We start from the raw sequence: 18346 nt of genomic DNA, 5'->3' as shown, positions 1-18346 counted from the left end.
CTTAAAATTTAACTCATGAACGAGTACCTAATGCAAATAGGCGACATTGTAAAATGTAAAAGGCTTGATCTTAGCTTGATTCAAAAAGAGCTTGAATCCCGATCTGGCGTGACCCAATCGATGATTAGCAAAATTGAGAATGGCAGCGCTGAGAACGTTTCCATTGAAGTACTCAGAAAACTGGCTAAAGCCTTGAACTGCGCCTTGGTTGATTTACTACCCGAAGCAGACAAAAACATTCAATAAAAGGCCTTTCATAACGCGGCATTTATTATGAAAGTTCTTGCCAATCCTCTGTAATACCGCTGATCACAGCGCTATTACCATTATTTAAAAGCACAAAAAGCGGATACCGGTATATGCCGATCTACCCAAAACGGTTTAAACCTGCACCGCACACTCAATCCAAAGCCATTGAAAAAATATTCGATGCGATTATTGCTCGCGACCATCGTCGTTAAATCTAGCGAATGATTCTAACCGCCAGTAAAGTAGTAGCGAGCGACGGAAAGCTTGTTTATCTTTTTTGATTATCTTTTGCGCTATCTGGAACTCGTAATCTTCGGTTTGAAGCACCTCATCTTTTAAGATACTTCATGCCGTCCATTGTCAAAACAGCGGTTTGATTCTACGAACGGCACATGATCCGGTAAGCCCGGAACTCATTACCACTCACTACTCCTCATCAAACGCGAAAGCCGAACCCTGTCCATCAGACAATCCTGATAACCATGCCTTAGGCGTTTTCCGCAACCTCACCGAGACTTAGACAGCCCGCAATGTACGTTATCGTACCGACTCAAGATAAGTTTGTCCTGTAAGCTTTCTATGAACTTGCATTATTCGGTCTTTTTAGCGGCGTACTTGAATGTAAGTCAAAGTTAATAAACAACTAATCATCAGACGAAAATTTTAACGGAGGATGCAATGGACGAGTCTTTATGGATTGGTTATCACCACGCGCTTTAGCTAGTTCTTCGGCAGCTGTTTTAAAGCCGATAAATGCCGTGGGGCATCCTTGTTTAGCATTTATCAAGAGGTAACTTTTATGGAAGCAACAAACAAAATCAACGACATCAACCAAACCGTTGATCAGCTCCGATCAGGCGCTCATTCGGCAGTAGATAAAACCGCCAATGCAACCGTCCAGGCGGCAGCAGCACTGAGTCGAAAAGGCGAGCAGCTGAAAAATGCGGAGCAGGAATACATGGAACAATGCCGTAATTACATTCATGAAAGACCCTTGGCTTCATTAGGCTTGGCTATCGGAGCCGGCTTTCTGTTAAACCGGCTGTTGAATGGCCGCTAGATCAACATGATCATTAATCGCTAAAGCTCAATCATTACTGGCTTATATCGACCGGCAAGTCTTCTTAGTCTCGGTCAACCGTAAGCTGATGATTGGGGTATATCTTGCTTTTAATGATCATGTATTAAATAACCGAATATTAATAACGTTCAACGGTTTTGATTACAAACACTCTCTATTAAGGAGATCACTATGATTACACGATTATTATCTATATTCGCACTAATCGCAGCCGGCTTATTAATGATGACTGGCACCGTTCAAGCCGAACAAAATAGCCCTCGTTATCTGGCGGCCGGTACGGGTTCAGCCTCGGAAAGCACCGAACGCAATGTTCGCGATAAGAGCAAAACCACATTAACTCCGGAAGATCAAAAGGAAAGCGAAAGCGATATCAACATCACGGCTAACATACGTAAAGCCATAACCGACCAAGAATCGTTATCCGTTAATGCGCATAACGTAAAAATTATTGCCCGTAACGGCGTAGTGACTTTGCGCGGACCTGTTGACAGTGCAAACGAAAGCACGGAAATCCAAAGAATCGCTAAGCAAACGCCTGGTGTAAAGCAGGTAGATAATCAACTTGAAATTAAAGCCCCGTAAAGGCTGGGAGAAAGTCATGAATAAAGCAGTTTTTTGTATCGCCAAAAATACAGAACAGGCAGAGGCTATTGTTAACGAACTAAAATCAACGGGTTTTTCTAACAATGACGTTTCAGTATTATTTTCCGATAAGTCTACTACCAAGGATTTCGCTCATGAAAAGCACACAAAAGCGCCCGAAGGGACGGCTATCGGTGGAACCATTGGTATTGGCGCCGGCGCTGTGCTCGGCTGGCTGGCCGGGATCGGCAGTTTGGCTATTCCGGGCGCGGGCCCGTTTATTGCTGCAGGTCCGATTATGGGCGCATTAAGCGGCGCGGCAGTTGGTGCCGCCACTGGCGGTTTGGCCGGTGCTTTAATCGGGATGGGCATTCCTGAGTATGAAGCCAAACGCTATGAAGGGAAAATAACCGGAGGGAGTGCTTTGATTTCAGTGCATACGGACAACAGCGAAGCACGAGATAGAGTAAAAGAAATCTTCGAATGGGCACATGCAGAAGATATTGCCACGACTGAAGAAGAATCGGTAAATGTTTAAATTTACACGATGCTACAGCACGTAAACCCAGAAACACAATCACACAGGAGTCTATCATGCTAAACGTTGATACTATCGATAAATTACTGAAAGACGAATTATCCGCAACAGAAACTTATCAACAGGCTCTGGATAAATTCCGGAAAGAGGGCGAAACGGCCGAATCGGAGAATTTAATGCCGATTTATGAGGATCATGAAGAGGCTGTGTCCACTTTACAGAATCAAATTCGTCAGATGGGCGCTACCCCTTCCGAGGACTCGGGCGCTTGGGGCAGCTGGGCGAAAATAGTCCAGGGAGGCGCCAATATAATGGGTAAACTAGCTACGCTGAAAGCTTTGCAGGAAGGAGAAAGAACAGGGGCCGAAGATTATGAGGAAGCGTTGCAAGACCCCGAACTGCCTTCGGATGTGCGGTCTTTGATTGAAACCAGGCTGCTGCCTGCCCAACAATCACATATTCGCATTCTGGATCGGCTTTTGGACGCAGCGGCCTAGATTTCTAAGCCTTGACTCAATGTTTAATTAAAGACAGCGCGAGCCCGAAAGCTCGTGTTGTCTTTATTGGCCGCATTATCGGTTTTTCTATAAACCTAAAAAAATCAGTTATACATCCCTAATTCCGCTCGCCCTGCCTGTCGAAGGGTGAGCGGAATGGGATGCTCACCAAATGAGTGGTTGTGTGAAAACCGCTCATGCTTCGACAAGCTCAGCACGAACGGTTTTCACACGTTCCAACTGATTTTTTTAGAATAAACTGCCAATTCATTTAGGAGAACCGATAGAGCCGGTTTCGGTTCGCTATTGCCTGATTAATATTATTGTCAGGCCAGACTTTAACTTTTACCAGACCAAATCATCAGGAACCTGATATTCCGCATAAGCGTCATCCACTGTATCGGCAGTTTTATTTTGTTCATTAAAAACAACCACGCTAGCCGCATCACGCTGCTGTATTTTTCTTGCCGCCTCGGCGGCTACCACTTCATAGTTTGTCCCTTGCTTTACAATAGCCAGCCGTCCTTCGGCAATTTGATCGCGCATCGCCTCCGAAACATACAACCGCTTAACCTTGTTGTTATCGGTAAAGTTATAGGCCAGTCCTTCGGCATCCCTGGGCAGCCGGTTTAACTCAATAATCTGCTTTATTTGAGCCGCCAACTGTTTTTGCTCGTCCTGCTGCTGGCGCAACTGATTAAGCTTCCTGTCTTTTTCGATTTTTTCGGCCTGGGCTTTTTGAGCCAGCTCTTTAGCCTCATCTACCACTTCGACTTTATTCTTGCGCTGCTGCTGGGTCTGTTTGCGCTTGTCGGATTTCACGCTTTTGGCTTGAGCGGCGCTGACTAAACCGGATTTTAACAATTGCTCTTGCAATGATAATTTTGCCATTTTCTATTCCACCGTAACCGACTTGGCAAGATTCCTGGGCTGGTCGACATCCGTACCTTTTAAAACGGCGACATGATAAGCCAACAGTTGTAACGGGATGGTGTACACAATCGGTGAAATCTCATTGCCGACTTGGGGTATTTTTACAATCTGTACATTTTCATCATTTGCTGCGGCTAATGTTTCATCCATAAAAACGATCAGTTGCCCGCCTCGGGCGCTGACTTCCTGTATATTTGATTTTAGTTTTTCCAACAGGCTGTTGTTTGGTGCTACAGTCACTACCGGCATCTCTGCATCGATTAATGCCAAAGGGCCGTGTTTTAGCTCGCCAGCCGGATAGGCTTCGGCATGAATATAGGAAATTTCCTTTAATTTTAACGCGCCTTCCATCGCTATCGGATAATGAGTTCCCCTACCTAGAAATAAAGCATGCTGTTTTTCGGCAAACTGCTCGGACAGGGCTTTTATTTCATCATCCAATTGTAATACTTTTTCAATTTTGCCCGGCAAGCTGAATAATTCCGAAGTAATTTTTTGCTCCACTATATCAGTCAGATGAAAACGTCTGCCTATCGCAATGACCAACAACATGAAGGTTGTCAGCTGTGTAGTGAATGCTTTGGTCGATGCAACGCCGATTTCAGGGCCGGCACGGGTCATTAATACCAAATCGGATTCTCTGACCAACGAGCTTTCCGGCACGTTACAGATGGCTAAAGAATATTTTGCTCCCAGCTTCTTGGCCTCCAGTAATGCCGCCAGTGTGTCGGCGGTCTCTCCGGATTGCGAGATAGTGACAATCAGTGTATCCGGATCTATTACCGGACTTCTATAACGGAATTCGCTGGCTACTTCGATGTTACAAGGAATGTGGGCTAATTCTTCAAACCAGTAGCGCGCCACCAGCCCGGCATGATAACTGGTGCCGCAGGCTAAAATCTGAATGGATTTTATGCTATCGAACACTTCGGCGGCGTTATGGCCGAATGCGCTTTCCTGCAAACGATTGTTGATGAACCGGCCTTCCAGAACTTGCGAAATTGCAAAAGGCTGCTCGTAAATTTCTTTTAACATGTAATGCCGATATTCTCCTTTATCGACAGAATCGGCAGTCAACTGGCTTTCTATGATCGGGCGACTGACTAACTGATCATGCAGGTCATAAAAAACCAGACCGTTAATAGTGATCGCCGCTATGTCGCCCTCTTCCAGAAAAATAAAACGTTGTGTGACAGGGAGTAATGCCGCCACGTCCGAGGCGATAAAATATTCGCCTATCCCGACGCCGATAACTAGCGGACTGCCTTTTCTGCATGCTATCAGCGTATCGGGATTATCAGTGCTCATGATTCCCAATGCATAAGCGCCATCAAGCTTTTTTACAGTTTTTTTAACTGCGCTAAGCAATCCGTCGCTGGTCTGTCCTGAGTCTAGTTGAAGGGATTCCAGAGCATGATATATCTCATGCACAATCACTTCGGTGTCGGTTTCCGAAGTAAACTCGTAACCCAGTTGCTGCTGCACTTCCCTTAAATGCTCATGGTTTTCAATTATACCGTTGTGCACTACCGCCACTTTATGCCGGCAAATATGCGGATGCGCATTAGCGGTGCTGGGTTTGCCGTGAGTAGCCCACCGGGTATGCGCTATGCCGATATGGCCTGAGATGGGATCGGCCTCCAACAGCGCTTCCAGGCCTTTTACTTTGCCTAGCTCGCGTTTCCGGTAGATTTGCTGATTGTTAATGACGGCCAATCCAGCTGAATCGTAACCTCGATATTCCAGCCGCTTCAAACCTTCCAATAAAATTGGCACTACATTTCGTTGCGCGATGCCACCTACAATTCCGCACATGTTATATCTCCTTTTTAACGGGTCGTTGCCATCCTGTAATGGACATCTGTTTGGCTCTGCTTAAAGTTAACTGATTCTCAGGACTGTCTTTGGTAATCGTCGATCCTGCACCTATCGTAGCGTTTTTACCTATCGTAACCGGAGCGACCAACTGGGTATCGGAACCTATAAAAGCACCGTCTTCAATAACGGTTCTAAACTTGTTAACGCCGTCATAATTACAAGTAATGGTGCCGGCGCCTATATTGACTTTACTGCCCACCGTCGTGTCGCCGATGTAACTTAAATGATTTATTTTACTGCCCGATGCTACCGACGATTTCTTTATTTCTACAAAATTACCGATATGAACATCGTTAGCCAAAACACTTTCAGGCCTGAGTCTGGCATAAGGACCGATTCGGCTGCCTTGTCCTATAACTGCATCTTCTATCACGCAATTTGACAAAATTTCCACATGGTCGCCGATGATTGAATTTTTTATTTGGGTGTTGGCGCCTATTTTGACATGACTGCCGATGCTGTTTTTCCCTTCTAAAATCACATTAATATCGATTTCTATGTCTTGCCCCAGATTTTCTATTGAACCTCTTTGATCAAAGCGCATCGGGTCTTTTAGGGTAACGCCTCGTTCCATCAAACTATAGGCTTGTTCTTGCTGATAGACACGCTCCAGGTGGCTGAGCTGTATACGATTATTAACGCCCAGCACTTCATCCTCAGTTTCAGGCTGGCTGGTAACGATATTGATTTGATCGGCTACCGCCATTTCAATCACGTCAGTTAAATAGTATTCGCCCTGCGCATTGTGGTTGTTTAACTGGCTCAACCATTTCTTTAATTGCTTTCCTTGCACCGCCATAATACCGGTATTAACTTCATTGATCTTTTTTTCGCTTGTTGTCGCATCTTTTTCTTCAACAATTTTTATAACCTGGCCGGCGGCATCTCGAACTATTCTGCCGTAACCGGTTGGATTGGCGAGATTCACTGTGAGTAAAGCCATCGACCGGTCATTAACATTACTTATCAATAGCTTAACGGTTATTAATTTCAGTAATGGCACATCGCCATATAGTATTAAAACAGTATCGGAATCGGCAATTTGATCGCTAGTCTGTTGCACGGCATGTCCTGTGCCCAACTGCTGCTTTTGCTCTATCCAATCGGCATCTAAGTGACTTAAAGCGCCTGTGACCAACTCTGCACCATGGCCGACAACAACCTTAACAGTATTATTTTCCAATTGCTTAGCTGTGTCGTAGACATGTCTCAGCAATGGTCTGTTGGCAATTTCGTGTAAAATTTTGGGCAGTTCCGAACGCATACGCGTTCCCTTACCCGCTGCCAGAATAATGGTTGTTATTTTCATAGATACTCCGTTACAAATCTGTCTGGAACAGATTTGCATTTACCCAAAGGGCGTCAGGCAGGACAGCCTGACGTGAAACCAAAAAAGCCCGATAGCGCTTACACGTACCGGGCTTCTAAAAAAGCTAAAGATATACCGTGTATATCCCAACTACCCGCCGCGCTTTCTAAGTCTATCCAATGTCCTTAATTGCATAACGGCATCCGTTAATTGTGCCTGAGCTGTTGCAAAATCAATTTTGCCGGACTTATCCGCCAATGCTTCTTCCGCTCTGGCTTTGGCTTCTATCGCAGCCGCCTCGTCAATATCTTTCGCTCTGATAGCCGTGTCAGCCAAAATGGTAACCACATGCGGTTGTATCTCCAGCATACCTCCCGACACATAGAACGGATAAATTTCCTTATCGCTGACTTTTACCCGGACTTCACCAGGTTTAAGTCTGGATATTAACGGCGCATGCCGTGGCGATATACCCACTTCGCCGAGCTCAGCAGGAGCAAACACCATTTCCGCCAATCCGGAAAATATTTCCTTTTCTGCACTAACGATGTCTACGTGTACGGTCATGGTCATGATTGATACCTATTAGATATATAGCTTATTTCATACCTTTTGCTTTCTCAAGCACTTCGTCTATGGTACCCACCATATAAAAAGCCTGCTCGGGAATAGCGTCGTATTCGCCGTCAATAATGCCTTTAAAACCGGCAATCGTATCTTTCAATGATACATACTTACCAGGTGAACCGGTAAATACCTCGGCAACGAAGAAAGGTTGAGACAAGAATCGTTGCATTTTACGCGCTCTCGCAACGGTTAATTTATCTTCTTCAGATAATTCATCCATACCTAAGATTGCAATAATATCGCGCAATTCTTTATAGCGTTGCAAAATACCTTGAACTTTACGAGCCACGTCGTAATGCTCCTGTCCAATGACTAATGGATCCAGCTGACGGCTAGTAGAATCCAGAGGGTCAATCGCAGGATAAATACCTAATTCGGCAATTTGACGTGACAACACTACAGTCGCATCCAAATGCGCAAAAGTAGTTGCAGGCGATGGATCGGTCAAATCGTCCGCAGGTACATAAACCGCTTGGATAGACGTAATAGAACCTGTTTTAGTTGAAGTAATCCGTTCTTGCAATACACCCATTTCTTCGGCCAGTGTCGGCTGGTAACCTACCGCTGATGGCATACGGCCTAATAACGCCGATACTTCAGTACCTGCCAATGTATAACGATAGATATTATCAACAAAGAATAAAACATCACGGCCTTCATCACGGAAATATTCGGCCATGGTTAAACCGGTCAACGCAACGCGCAGTCTGTTTCCCGGCGGCTCGTTCATCTGTCCGTAAACCAGCGATACTTTGTCGATTACGTTTGAATCGGTCATTTCGTGGTAGAAGTCGTTCCCTTCACGAGTACGCTCGCCCACGCCGGCAAATACCGAGTAACCACTGTGCTCAATCGCGATATTACGGATTAATTCCATCATGTTAACAGTTTTACCAACACCGGCGCCGCCAAATAATCCGACTTTACCGCCTTTGGTAAACGGACAGACCAAATCGATAACTTTGATACCGGTTTCCAACAGCTCGGTTGCCGCAGCCTGCTCAGCATAGCTAGGCGCTTCACGGTGTATGCCCCATTTTACTTTTTCACCGATAGAACCTTTTTCGTCGATAGGCTCGCCCAGCACGTTCATAATGCGCCCTAAGGTCTCCTGACCGACCGGTACCGCAATCGGCGCGTTGGTATTGCTGACGTCCAAGCCTCGGCTTAATCCATCGGTTGAACCCATAGCGATCGTTCTGACCACACCATCGCCTAATTGCTGCTGAACTTCCAGCACTAAGCCTTTGCCTTTTACATTTAAGGCGTCATATACTTTGGGCAGGTCTGCACGTGAAAATTCCACGTCTACGACCGCGCCGATAATCTGAACGATTTTACCCGAACTCATTGAGTTGTCCTCTTGTGTTGTGTCATTTTAACCTGGGTCCTTCGACTAGCTCAGGAGAGCCTTAAACAGCTGCAGCACCAGCAACAATTTCTGAAATTTCCTGAGTGATTGCGGCTTGCCGGGCTTTGTTATATATCAGCTGTAACTCACTGATAATGTTTCCCGCATTGTCCGAAGCACTCTTCATCGCCACCATTCGGGCCGCCTGTTCACAGGCATTATTTTCAACCAGACCTTGATAAACGATAGACTCAGTGTATCGGGTTAACAGATGATCCAAAACTTCCTTGGCATCAGGCTCATAGATATAATCCCAATGACCGTTTAAACCTTCATCAAGCTCACCGGCGACGACTGGCAGTAATTTTTCGATAGTAGGCTTCTGGGTCATGGTATTAACGAATTCATTATATACAACATGCAATTCATCGATTCTACCCTCTGCATAAGCATCTAACATGATTTTAATGATGCCGATAATGTCATGCTGATGCGGTGTATCACCCAATTTAGAAACTTGTCCGACAAGATTTGTTTTCAGATTGCCGAAAAAACCGAACGCTTTGGTACCTATCGTGCAAATATCGACTTCAATATTTGCTTTTTCCCATTGCATTATTTGAGTCAGGGTTTTTCTGAATAAATTTGAATTCAGTCCTCCGCACAACCCCCTGTCAGAACTTATTACAATAATGCCGACTCGCTTAACCGGGCGTTCAACAAGAAAAGAATGCTTATACTCTGGATTTGCATGAGCCAGATGTTTGATAATCTGGCCAATCTTTATAGAGTATGGGCGTGTTGCCAGCATTCTGTCTTTTGTTTTGCGCATTTTACTCGCGGCAACCATTTCCATTGCACGGGTAATTTTTTGAGTGTTTTTAATACTCCCGATCTTGCTGCGTATTTCTTTACCAACAGCCATCTTAAGACCCTTTTACCAGCTATGAGTTTTGACGAAAGACTGGATTGCAGCCAGCATACCCTTTCTTATGTCATCGCTAAAATCGCCAGTTGCATTAATGTTGTTCATCAATTCAGAATGCTCTGACGTCATGTACGACTGTAAGGCAGCCTCAAAAGCAAGCACTTTGTTAACTTCCACGCTATCAAGGAAACCTTCATTAGCGGCAAACAATGAAACCGCCATTTGAGCGACCGACATCGGTGAATATTGATTCTGCTTCATCAGTTCGGTCACGCGTTGACCGCGTTCAATCTGCTTGCGGGTGTTTTCATCCAAATCGGATGCAAACTGGGCAAAAGCCGCCAACTCACGGTATTGGGCCAAATCAAGACGTGTACCGCCACCCAATTTCTTGATGATCTTGGTTTGAGCTGCGCCGCCTACACGTGATACCGATAAACCAGCATTCACCGCCGGGCGTATGCCTGAGTTAAACAAGTTACTTTCCAAAAAGATTTGACCATCGGTAATAGAGATTACGTTAGTCGGTACGAAAGCCGATACGTCGCCGCCTTGGGTTTCAATAATAGGCAACGCGGTCAATGACCCTGTTTTACCTTTCACCTTGCCTTTGGTCAACTTCTCAACTTCTGCTGCGTTAATGCGTGACGCTCTTTCCAACAAACGGGAATGCAAATAGAACACGTCCCCTGGATACGCTTCGCGACCTGGAGGACGACGCAATAATAGAGAAATCTGACGATAAGCCCAAGCTTGCTTGGTTAAGTCGTCATAAATGATCAGCGCATCTTCACCGCGATCCCTGAAATACTCACCCATTGAGCAACCGGTATATGGCGCGATAAATTGTAAGGCCGCCGATTCCGATGCCGATGCAGAGACTATAATCGTGTGAGCCATTGCGCCATGCTCTTCAAGCTTACGTACTACGTTAGCAATCGATGAGCGTTTTTGGCCGATGGCGACATAGATACATTTAATACCTGTGCCCTTTTGATTGATGATCGCATCAACCGCGATAGCTGTTTTACCGGTTTGTCTATCGCCAATAATCAATTCCCGTTGGCCACGGCCTACCGGAATCATCGCATCGATAGATTTCAAACCCAATTGCACGGGTTGATCAACCGATTGACGGGCAATTACACCGGGTGCAATTTTTTCAATTGGCGAAGTGTGCTTTGTTTCAATCGCGCCCTTGCCGTCGATAGGATTACCCAGCGCGTCAACAACACGGCCCAGCAATGCTTCGCCGACAGGCACTTCAAGAATTTTTCCAGTACATTTTACGGTGTCGCCTTCAGAGATGTGTTGGTACGAACCTAATACCACCACACCCACAGAATCTCTTTCGAGGTTAAGCGCCATGCCAAAGGTGTTACCGGGAAATTCCAGCATTTCGCCTTGCATTGCTTCCGAAAGACCATGTACGCGTACAATACCGTCAGTCACACTGACTACAGTACCTTCTGTATGAGACTCAGCGCTCAGGTCGAAGTTTTCGATCTTCTTTTTAATCAGATCGCTTATTTCAGATGGGTTTAATTGCATATTCTGTTTCTCGCTCTGGTTTAGAGTCGTTTTGCTAATTGTTGAAGCTGGCCTTTAATGGAACCGTCAATCACTCTGTCGCCTGCACGTACCAGTACGCCACCGATTAATGATTTATCCACGGTCACATTCATATGGACTTTTTTGCTTAGCGTTTTTTCCAGCGTTGAAATAAAACTTTGCTTTTCTTCTTTGGAGAAAGCATAAGCAGTAGTAACTTCAACATCGACATAACCTTCACTTTCCGCCTTTAAGGCTTCGAACAGTTCAGCAATAGTCGGCGCCAGAGTTAGCCGGTTGTTTTGAACCAGTAATTTCAGAAAATTCGCACCTTCTTCATCTACCTGTCCCTGACAAATATCGAGCATCAGCGCCGATAACCGCTCCTTGCTGACTTTAGGATTAGCGACTACCACAGAAACTTCTTTATCATTCAAGACAGCCGATATAAACGCCAAACTTTTCGACCACTGCTCAGTCTTGCCGGTTTCTTTGGATCGCTTGAACACCGCCGCTGCATAAGGTCTTGCCAATGTTGCCAGTTCGCTCATTATGCTTAACCCAATTGATTAGAGATTTTGCTCAGGAGATCCTGGTGCTTGGTTTTATCGATTTCCGCACTCAGAATCTGTTCCGCAGCACGTAAAGCCAAGGCCGAAACCTCTTTTCGTAAACTTTCTTTAGCCTGTTGTTTTTCTTGCTCAATTTGCGCCTTTGCCACAAGAATCAAACGCTCGCCTTCTTTTTTGGCGGTCTCTTTTGATGCTTCAACAAGTTCATTGGCACGTTTTTGAGCCAGATTCACAATCTCCGAAGACTGTTCTTTGGCTTCTTTTAAAACGCCCTTGGCCTTTTTCTCCGCCAACTGCATTGCTTCCTGACCTTTTTCAGCGGCAGCCAAACCGTCAGCAATTTTCTTTTTACGTTCTTCTAAAGAGTCAAATAAAGGCGGCCAGATGTACTTCATGGTAAACCATACCAGAAGTGCAAAGGTAATCATTTGCCCAATCAGAGTAGCATTGATACTCACGATGCGTTCCTCTTGTTGCTAGTAAAGTTAAACAGCCTATTAACCCGCTGCCGCAGCTTGTACAGCAGACAGGAATGGGTTAGCAAAAGTGAAGAACAGCGCCAAACCAACACCGATCATAGTTACCGCGTCCAACAGACCCGCAACAACAAACATTTTTACTTGCAGCATAGGTACCATTTCAGGTTGACGGGCAGCGCCTTCCAGGAATTTCCCACCTAACAGACCGAAGCCTATCGCTGTTCCTAAAGCGCCCATACCCAGAACCAGACCTACTGCAATAGCAGTCATGCCTTGTACATCAGCAATTAATTTTGCAATTTCCATGAAACCTCCAAACGGTTAGTTAATTATAAAAGTTAAAAAAGTGTTTAATGATCTTCGTGCGCCATGCTCAGGTAAACAATGGTCAAAACCATGAATATGAATGCCTGTAGCGTGATAATTAAAATATGAAAGATTGCCCAGGGAAAGCTCAGCACCGGCTGGAGATAACAAGGCAATAAGGCAATCAAAATGAAGATCAACTCGCCCGCATATAGGTTTCCGAATAAACGAAGTGCCAGTGAGATTGGCTTGGCAATTTCTTCTACCAATTTCAACAGCAGGTTGAACGGCAAAAGCCATGGACCGAAAGGTTGAAACATCAACTCTTTCGCAAAACCCCAAGGGCCTTTTACCTTGATGCTATAGAAAATAATTAAACAGAAAACGGAAATAGACATTGCAAAAGTTGCATTTAAATCCGTACTTGGAACGACGCGCAGATACTCGATACCCATCAACGAACCGATTAACGGTAATATGTCGACCGGGAACAAGTCCATGAAATTCCACAAGAACACCCAGCAAAAAATAGTCAATGCCAGAGGCGCGATTAATTTGTTTTTACCGTGAAAGCTGTCCTTAACTTGAGTATCGACAAATTCAATCAGCATTTCTACAAAATTCTGTACCAGACCTGGAACCCCTGCTGTCGCTTTGTCTGCCGCCATCTTGAAAAACCAGACAAACAGACCGCCCAGAACAGCTGAGAAAAACAACGTATCAAGATTCAATGCCCAGAAACCCTCGCCCACGGTCAGCGAAGTCAAATGGTGAATAATATAACCGGTTGCACCTTCGGCATGAGCTTCGGTAGCCATCGTTCCTCTCTAAATATAAATAATGTCAGCGCATCAGCAGCGCAAACCAAAAAACCGATAATGCCGCCATGTATACTGCCAGCAGCGGTAATATTTCTATGTTTGGGAGCTGGAAAATCATGAAGAACAGCGCGGCTGTTAGCAATAATTTGCCCGATTCCCCTGCATAGAAAGACCGTACAATCTTTCTTGCTTCCTGCCCTGCGGATCGATATACCCGCAATGCAAAATACAGATTGGGAATAAATGCCGCCGCTCCGCCTAAAGCTGCCGATAAAGCGTAAGGTCTACCCCCTTCCAAGGCAAATCCTGCCGTCATTATTATGATCAAAAGAATTTGATAACTTATGATTTTACTGACAGTAGAGCGCCTTGTACCCGTCACACCCAACTCCATACTCAACAGCTCGGGAATTATATATATCGACCCTCATTAAATCAAGGAAGATTAAATTTAACTTACAAATAATATTGTTTTAACCCTAGATCAAATTCTTTATTGCGTAAACTATAAATTTACTAAGCACTCAACCCCCGCTCAGTGCCTGGAAAATGTATACAGTCCCGTCGTCCTGTACACGATCCGAGAGTGTTTTTCTGTCGACCACTATCGTGTCATTGACGCTGAGATAGACGTGCCGGCGTAGCGCGCCACGTTCGTCCAGCACGTAATCGGTGAATCCGGGGGCAATCTGGTTGACCGCATGCAGGATTTCGGCAACCGATCCGGCCTGCACCGTAACCGTACGATTCTCCAGCGCCGGGAAGAACCGGTAAAGATGTTGAGTCATTTTTACCGTAGGCATGCCGTTTAGCCGAATCGCACCGAATAGACCGGCGGAAAATGGTTGCCCAGGCATTGCCAGGTTTCACCGCGGTCTTCCGACAGATAAACGTTGCCTGTCGTGCTGCCGAAACAGAGACAATCGCCGGCTATATCAAGCCCATGTCTCAGCACGATGTCGTAAGCATGATCCTGCGGCAGGCCGGTGCGAAAAGATTGCCAGGTCTGCCCACCGTCCGTGGTTCGGGCGACATACAGACCGCCGCCAATCGCCATCCGCTGCGAGTCTGCATGGGCGGGGACAACCCATGCGGTAAGCCCGTCGTGCTCATCGACGGCAATCGGGAAGCCGAAATGCACGCCGGCATCGGGCATGCTGACTTTTTTCCAGTTCTGGGCACTGTCATCGCTGTAAAACACGCCGCAGTGGTTCTGCTGCCAGAGATGATCCGGCTGCCCCGGACAGCCCGTCACAAAATGCGGATCGTGGCCCCACTCGGCTTCCGGATTCGGCAGATAATCCATCCGCATTCCGCGGTTACGACTTTGCCAAGTTAGGCCTCCATCGGCGGTTTCCAGCACGCCGGCTGAAGACACTGCAATGTGGATACGGTTCGAATTGCGCGGGTCGAGAACGATCGAGTGGATGCCCGGTTCGAACACTCCATAATCAATGCTGGCCGGCGTGCCGCCCCAAAGGTTCTTGCTGGTCGCCTCGCCGGTGAACAGATCGCCGCCGCGGCTTTCGTGATTCCACAGTGGCCGGTTGAGCACCCAACTGTCGCCGCCGTCATCGCTGACGAACAAACCGCCGGGAATCGTGCCGGCATACAGCCTGCCGGGTTGCCCGGCATGGCCAAACGCTAGATTCCATATCTTGAACACGGTAGCGTCCTTATATTCCGGCTGCCCCGCCGGTGCCTCCGGGTCGAAATCCGGCGTCGGCAGGTACTTGACGATGTAGCGTGCGCCTTGCGGGTACTTCAACGACAGCACATTCTCCCATGTCGCACCGCCGTCGCGCGAACGAGACAGTTTAGGCCCCCAATGGCCATGATCCAGGGAAGCCCACAGCGTACCGTCGCGCGGATCGCGAGCTGCATAACATACGGGAATACCCGCATGCGCAATGGGTCGAGGACGCCAAGTCGAATTCGAACGATCAAATATCACCGTACCCTTGCGGGTACCTAAAAGAATTATGTCGGACATTGGTTTAACCTCGTGCTTACGCGGATAGATGGATCAACAGCGGCACATAACCTAAAGGCATGGCCCGCGTCACTGAAGGAAGCTAGCGAAGCCGCCGAACCCGATTTAAAAGCAAAACCTGTAAAACCGCCATCGGGCGGCGCGTCCCTTTGACCGCTATGCCGGCTCGATTGTACAACCAACCTCAGCCACCGGCAATGCTTTGCCTGGCTGAAAAAGCCCGTCCGGGAAGCTCCGCAAAGGCTTGCGCTACGCCGGTGAAAGCCGATACCGGACGGATGGCCTGTTGCAAACAACACCAAAACCGGTCAAAAGAGCACAACGCAAGTAGCTAAGAACGAACGGGGCTACAACGTCCGAAAGGAATGCCGCAAGCGCTTTGATTTTGCTGCAGGTTAACGTAAAGCTAACCGGCTGCGGCCGGGTTAGCTGAAAAAATAAAATCGCATTATAACCGCGCTCCGGTTGAGCGCCATGTTAGGCATTTATTTTACTGCGACGCCTATTTATTCCTATATAGAAAAACCAGTCAGCCATCCCACAACGAAGCTAGAACCGCAAATACCGGCAAGTAAAACCACAATCGCCCAAGTATATGCAAACTTGAATGTTTGTGGTAACGATGAGCGTCGAAATTTCCATAAGGCCAGAATAGATACAAGTGAACCGCCTAAAGGTAGGAAAGCCCATATACTCGAAGGTCTTAACCATATCACAAGAAACAATAGAGACACAAAGACGAAAGGAACTGGTCGTAGTGGGCGACGCACTTGGATTAAATTGTCCTTCGAGGCCTGATCTAACTTCCTTTCAGCACACCATAAGATAAAAGATGAGAGGATGTAGCATATGACCAACCACGAAAAAGCTAACACGAACGATGTTTGCATTCTATTGCCTAACGTAGAGCTAAGGGGCGTGCCGCTCACGGACGCTAAACGAAGCCCCAAAGCTTGATAAATTACAAAACTTTAAAACCGCCATGAGGCGGCACGTCCCTTTGAGCGCCATGTTAGGCCAAGAAGCACGATGAAAGCCAAACTACCTTGGACAAAAAGCCTAAACAACGCACTGGACGCTAAACCAACACAGGACTCGCGGCTTGCGTCGTGCGCGGCGCACCTAAGCCAAACCAAAACAGTAGCACTGCCCCGCGCATGACGCAAACGCATGGCTGACAATAGCAGAACCGCTCACAAACGAAACCTTACCGTAACCACTGAGGCTGATGAAGGCAAGCCAAAGCCAACACATTCATTCCATAATGCCTAACGTGGAGGTAAGGGGCACGCCGCATGCATGAGCTTTAGCGAAGCCACCGAACCGTAATTTAAAACCAAACCTTCAAAACCGCCAACGGGCGGCGCGTCCCTTTTGACCGCCATGTTAGGCCAAAAGCAATTGAATTTATCAAACATTTGGAACACTGCCCGTTGGATTGTGCGCCTAAGGCCAAGCTAGAAAAGCAGTTTGATTCCACTTTACCTAAATAAAGCCAAAAATATTGTTTATATGTACAAGAACACCAATTGCAACCATTATTTTGGATGCAACTATCCATATTTCATTGCCTTCAAACTTGTCAGCGGCTCGCCAAATACCAAGCCATACAATTCCCATGTAAACCGTTGCAATTGCAAAAAGGATTAAAAACATAGAGGCAGAAGCTTGGCCAATGGTACTAAACAAAAACCGAATTACAAATGATCCGAGTACTCCAAAGCCCCAGTAGGTTGTGGATAGACCAAAATCTCCGTCTTTTAACTTGGCAAAGAAATTTTTATTTTCGGTAGAGTCTAGGTTTTCTTCTATTTGGTCCATAAGTACCTCTTTGTCTAACGTAGAGCTAACCGGGCGCGGCCCGGAAAGCTAAAAAACAAAACCGCATTATAACCGCGCTCCGGTTGAGCGCCATGTTAGCACGGCAAGTGCCAAGTATAGGATGGCCGTTAACATACGGCCAGACGGTTGCACCCAAAAACCCACTTCCGAATCCGGCACAAACAGCGGAGGACCAATCCAGGCAACAGGAACGTAATACAACTGATGCAAAAAAAACCATAGCAATCCTTTGGCACGATCTAAGTTAACTAGCCATTGCATAACGAAGGGATAAGCGATCAGGATTGCGATAGCAATGCTCTTCCATGTTGATATGTGACCCACAACTTATCCCCGTAGACGTGCTAATCGGGATAGGAAGAAGCCTTGCGGCTCCTCCCTCCCACACCACCGGGCATACGGATCACGTACACGGCGGTTCGATGATTCATACCTGCCGCTCCGCTAAGACGGGCAGCCCCATTTGTGCAAATGCCTTCGCCGGCAACGCCAGCGATAACGCCGGGGTTTTCGATAAACGCCACGGGCCATGCGCACTTTTACTGGTATTCCAAGATTCTCGCACGGATACCCCTCGTTTGCGCAATTCCCGATAGCCCGATTTTCCCCATTGCTTCCAGATATAACAGCGTAACTTGCGTCGTATCCATTTGTCGATATCTCGCAGAGGGCTCATCACTTCGGCAATGCCAAAGTAAGCTTTGACCGTCATGGATGATGGAAATGCAGGTTTTGCAGGAGCAAAAACCTGCCCAACCAAGCAGGGCTTTTCTTAATTCTGCGATAATCTGTTCCAAACGGCGGCC

Annotated in this window: 21 protein-coding genes; 5 read left to right on the top strand and 16 right to left on the bottom strand. The window is 46.6% G+C overall.

From position 1 onward, the window contains the following. The first annotated feature begins 30 nt into the window (after positions 1 to 30). The 5 genes from EPO18_RS01440 (at position 31) to EPO18_RS01420 (ending at position 2950) form a co-directional block, all read left to right on the top strand. On the top strand, positions 31 to 246 hold the full coding sequence (locus tag EPO18_RS01440) for a helix-turn-helix domain-containing protein (protein WP_292429505.1): 216 nt from the start codon (positions 31 to 33) through the stop codon (positions 244 to 246). A gap of 802 nt (positions 247 to 1048) precedes the next feature. Beyond that, the gene (locus tag EPO18_RS01435) at positions 1049 to 1309 is read left to right on the top strand and encodes a DUF883 C-terminal domain-containing protein (protein WP_292429504.1); all 261 of its coding nucleotides are present in this window, start codon (positions 1049 to 1051) and stop codon (positions 1307 to 1309) included. Between the two features lie 192 nt (positions 1310 to 1501). Further along, a complete protein-coding gene (locus tag EPO18_RS01430; RefSeq protein WP_292429502.1) occupies positions 1502 to 1915 on the top strand; it encodes a BON domain-containing protein in 414 nt (137 codons plus the stop codon). Between the two features lie 16 nt (positions 1916 to 1931). Continuing rightward, positions 1932 to 2453: a hypothetical protein gene (locus EPO18_RS01425; protein WP_292429501.1), complete on the top strand. Its 522-nt coding sequence runs from the start codon at positions 1932 to 1934 to the stop codon at positions 2451 to 2453. Between the two features lie 56 nt (positions 2454 to 2509). Beyond that, entirely contained in the window at positions 2510 to 2950 is a 441-nt protein-coding gene (locus tag EPO18_RS01420; RefSeq protein WP_292429499.1) for a DUF2383 domain-containing protein, read from the top strand. 345 nt (positions 2951 to 3295) lie between these two features. Here EPO18_RS01420 and EPO18_RS01415 read toward each other — a convergent pair whose 3' ends face one another. From EPO18_RS01415 to EPO18_RS01340, 16 genes are all read right to left on the bottom strand, one after another. After that, a complete protein-coding gene (locus EPO18_RS01415; protein WP_292429497.1) occupies positions 3296 to 3841 on the bottom strand; it encodes a DUF2058 domain-containing protein in 546 nt (181 codons plus the stop codon). 3 nt (positions 3842 to 3844) lie between these two features. Continuing rightward, entirely contained in the window at positions 3845 to 5698 is a 1854-nt protein-coding gene (glmS, locus tag EPO18_RS01410; RefSeq protein WP_292429496.1) for a glutamine--fructose-6-phosphate transaminase (isomerizing), read from the bottom strand. A 1-nt stretch (position 5699) separates the two neighbouring features. Next, positions 5700 to 7070, bottom strand: a complete 1371-nt coding sequence (gene glmU / locus EPO18_RS01405) for a bifunctional UDP-N-acetylglucosamine diphosphorylase/glucosamine-1-phosphate N-acetyltransferase GlmU (RefSeq protein ID WP_292429493.1) — start codon at positions 7068 to 7070, stop codon at positions 5700 to 5702. A 150-nt stretch (positions 7071 to 7220) separates the two neighbouring features. After that, positions 7221 to 7643, bottom strand: coding sequence for a F0F1 ATP synthase subunit epsilon (locus EPO18_RS01400; RefSeq protein WP_292429490.1), 423 nt, complete (start codon positions 7641 to 7643; stop codon positions 7221 to 7223). A gap of 25 nt (positions 7644 to 7668) precedes the next feature. Next, the gene (gene atpD, locus EPO18_RS01395; RefSeq protein ID WP_292429487.1) at positions 7669 to 9048 is read right to left on the bottom strand and encodes a F0F1 ATP synthase subunit beta; all 1380 of its coding nucleotides are present in this window, start codon (positions 9046 to 9048) and stop codon (positions 7669 to 7671) included. A gap of 61 nt (positions 9049 to 9109) precedes the next feature. Continuing rightward, the gene (gene atpG, locus EPO18_RS01390) at positions 9110 to 9973 is read right to left on the bottom strand and encodes a F0F1 ATP synthase subunit gamma (protein ID WP_292429484.1); all 864 of its coding nucleotides are present in this window, start codon (positions 9971 to 9973) and stop codon (positions 9110 to 9112) included. A gap of 12 nt (positions 9974 to 9985) precedes the next feature. After that, positions 9986 to 11527 (bottom strand): F0F1 ATP synthase subunit alpha, encoded by a 1542-nt coding sequence (gene atpA, locus EPO18_RS01385; RefSeq protein WP_292429481.1) that lies wholly within the window; start codon positions 11525 to 11527, stop codon positions 9986 to 9988. A gap of 20 nt (positions 11528 to 11547) precedes the next feature. Further along, a complete protein-coding gene (locus tag EPO18_RS01380) occupies positions 11548 to 12078 on the bottom strand; it encodes a F0F1 ATP synthase subunit delta (protein WP_292429477.1) in 531 nt (176 codons plus the stop codon). Between the two features lie 5 nt (positions 12079 to 12083). Beyond that, positions 12084 to 12557, bottom strand: coding sequence for a F0F1 ATP synthase subunit B (locus EPO18_RS01375; protein ID WP_292429474.1), 474 nt, complete (start codon positions 12555 to 12557; stop codon positions 12084 to 12086). Positions 12558 to 12596: 39 nt separating this feature from the next. Then, positions 12597 to 12884: a F0F1 ATP synthase subunit C gene (gene atpE / locus EPO18_RS01370; RefSeq protein ID WP_027148646.1), complete on the bottom strand. Its 288-nt coding sequence runs from the start codon at positions 12882 to 12884 to the stop codon at positions 12597 to 12599. Positions 12885 to 12928: 44 nt separating this feature from the next. Continuing rightward, the gene (gene atpB, locus EPO18_RS01365) at positions 12929 to 13702 is read right to left on the bottom strand and encodes a F0F1 ATP synthase subunit A (protein ID WP_292429471.1); all 774 of its coding nucleotides are present in this window, start codon (positions 13700 to 13702) and stop codon (positions 12929 to 12931) included. Between the two features lie 25 nt (positions 13703 to 13727). Further along, a complete protein-coding gene (locus EPO18_RS01360; RefSeq protein WP_292429469.1) occupies positions 13728 to 14099 on the bottom strand; it encodes an ATP synthase subunit I in 372 nt (123 codons plus the stop codon). Between the two features lie 130 nt (positions 14100 to 14229). Next, the gene (locus EPO18_RS01355) at positions 14230 to 14562 is read right to left on the bottom strand and encodes a MoaD/ThiS family protein (protein ID WP_292429466.1); all 333 of its coding nucleotides are present in this window, start codon (positions 14560 to 14562) and stop codon (positions 14230 to 14232) included. Further along, complete coding sequence (locus tag EPO18_RS01350) at positions 14514 to 15698, bottom strand: WD40/YVTN/BNR-like repeat-containing protein (protein ID WP_292429463.1); 1185 nt, start codon at positions 15696 to 15698, stop codon at positions 14514 to 14516. Before EPO18_RS01350 ends, EPO18_RS01355 begins: the two co-directional genes overlap by 49 nt. Before the next feature lie 1485 nt (positions 15699 to 17183). Continuing rightward, positions 17184 to 17519: a hypothetical protein gene (locus tag EPO18_RS01345; protein WP_292429460.1), complete on the bottom strand. Its 336-nt coding sequence runs from the start codon at positions 17517 to 17519 to the stop codon at positions 17184 to 17186. A 448-nt stretch (positions 17520 to 17967) separates the two neighbouring features. Then, entirely contained in the window at positions 17968 to 18300 is a 333-nt protein-coding gene (locus EPO18_RS01340) for a group II intron maturase-specific domain-containing protein (protein WP_292429457.1), read from the bottom strand. Between the last annotated feature and the right edge of the window lie 46 nt (positions 18301 to 18346).

Source organism: Methylobacter sp., from assembly GCF_004322395.1.
Classification (GTDB): Bacteria; Pseudomonadota; Gammaproteobacteria; order Methylococcales; family Methylomonadaceae; genus Methylobacter_A.
Note: the sequence above shows the minus strand (reverse complement) of the source record. Positions and strands in the feature narration are given on the sequence as shown.

Bases quoted from the DNA above. Each gene is read 5' to 3' on its own strand.
- EPO18_RS01415 (WP_292429497.1), bottom strand. From the start codon at position 3,841: ATGGCAAAATTATCATTGCAAGAGCAATTGTTAAAATCCGGTTTAGTC.
- glmU (WP_292429493.1), bottom strand. From the start codon at position 7,070: ATGAAAATAACAACCATTATTCTGGCAGCGGGTAAGGGAACGCGTATG.
- glmS (WP_292429496.1), bottom strand. From the start codon at position 5,698: ATGTGCGGAATTGTAGGTGGCATCGCGCAACGAAATGTAGTGCCAATT.
- EPO18_RS01435 (WP_292429504.1), top strand. From the start codon at position 1,049: ATGGAAGCAACAAACAAAATCAACGACATCAACCAAACCGTTGATCAG.
- EPO18_RS01350 (WP_292429463.1), bottom strand. From the start codon at position 15,698: ATGTCCGACATAATTCTTTTAGGTACCCGCAAGGGTACGGTGATATTT.
- atpE (WP_027148646.1), bottom strand. From the start codon at position 12,884: ATGGAAATTGCAAAATTAATTGCTGATGTACAAGGCATGACTGCTATT.
- EPO18_RS01380 (WP_292429477.1), bottom strand. From the start codon at position 12,078: ATGAGCGAACTGGCAACATTGGCAAGACCTTATGCAGCGGCGGTGTTC.
- atpA (WP_292429481.1), bottom strand. From the start codon at position 11,527: ATGCAATTAAACCCATCTGAAATAAGCGATCTGATTAAAAAGAAGATC.
- EPO18_RS01360 (WP_292429469.1), bottom strand. From the start codon at position 14,099: ATGGAGTTGGGTGTGACGGGTACAAGGCGCTCTACTGTCAGTAAAATC.
- atpB (WP_292429471.1), bottom strand. From the start codon at position 13,702: ATGGCTACCGAAGCTCATGCCGAAGGTGCAACCGGTTATATTATTCAC.
- EPO18_RS01355 (WP_292429466.1), bottom strand. From the start codon at position 14,562: ATGCCTGGGCAACCATTTTCCGCCGGTCTATTCGGTGCGATTCGGCTA.
- EPO18_RS01425 (WP_292429501.1), top strand. From the start codon at position 1,932: ATGAATAAAGCAGTTTTTTGTATCGCCAAAAATACAGAACAGGCAGAG.
- EPO18_RS01420 (WP_292429499.1), top strand. From the start codon at position 2,510: ATGCTAAACGTTGATACTATCGATAAATTACTGAAAGACGAATTATCC.
- atpD (WP_292429487.1), bottom strand. From the start codon at position 9,048: ATGAGTTCGGGTAAAATCGTTCAGATTATCGGCGCGGTCGTAGACGTG.
- atpG (WP_292429484.1), bottom strand. From the start codon at position 9,973: ATGGCTGTTGGTAAAGAAATACGCAGCAAGATCGGGAGTATTAAAAAC.
- EPO18_RS01440 (WP_292429505.1), top strand. From the start codon at position 31: ATGCAAATAGGCGACATTGTAAAATGTAAAAGGCTTGATCTTAGCTTG.
- EPO18_RS01345 (WP_292429460.1), bottom strand. From the start codon at position 17,519: ATGGACCAAATAGAAGAAAACCTAGACTCTACCGAAAATAAAAATTTC.
- EPO18_RS01430 (WP_292429502.1), top strand. From the start codon at position 1,502: ATGATTACACGATTATTATCTATATTCGCACTAATCGCAGCCGGCTTA.
- EPO18_RS01400 (WP_292429490.1), bottom strand. From the start codon at position 7,643: ATGACCATGACCGTACACGTAGACATCGTTAGTGCAGAAAAGGAAATA.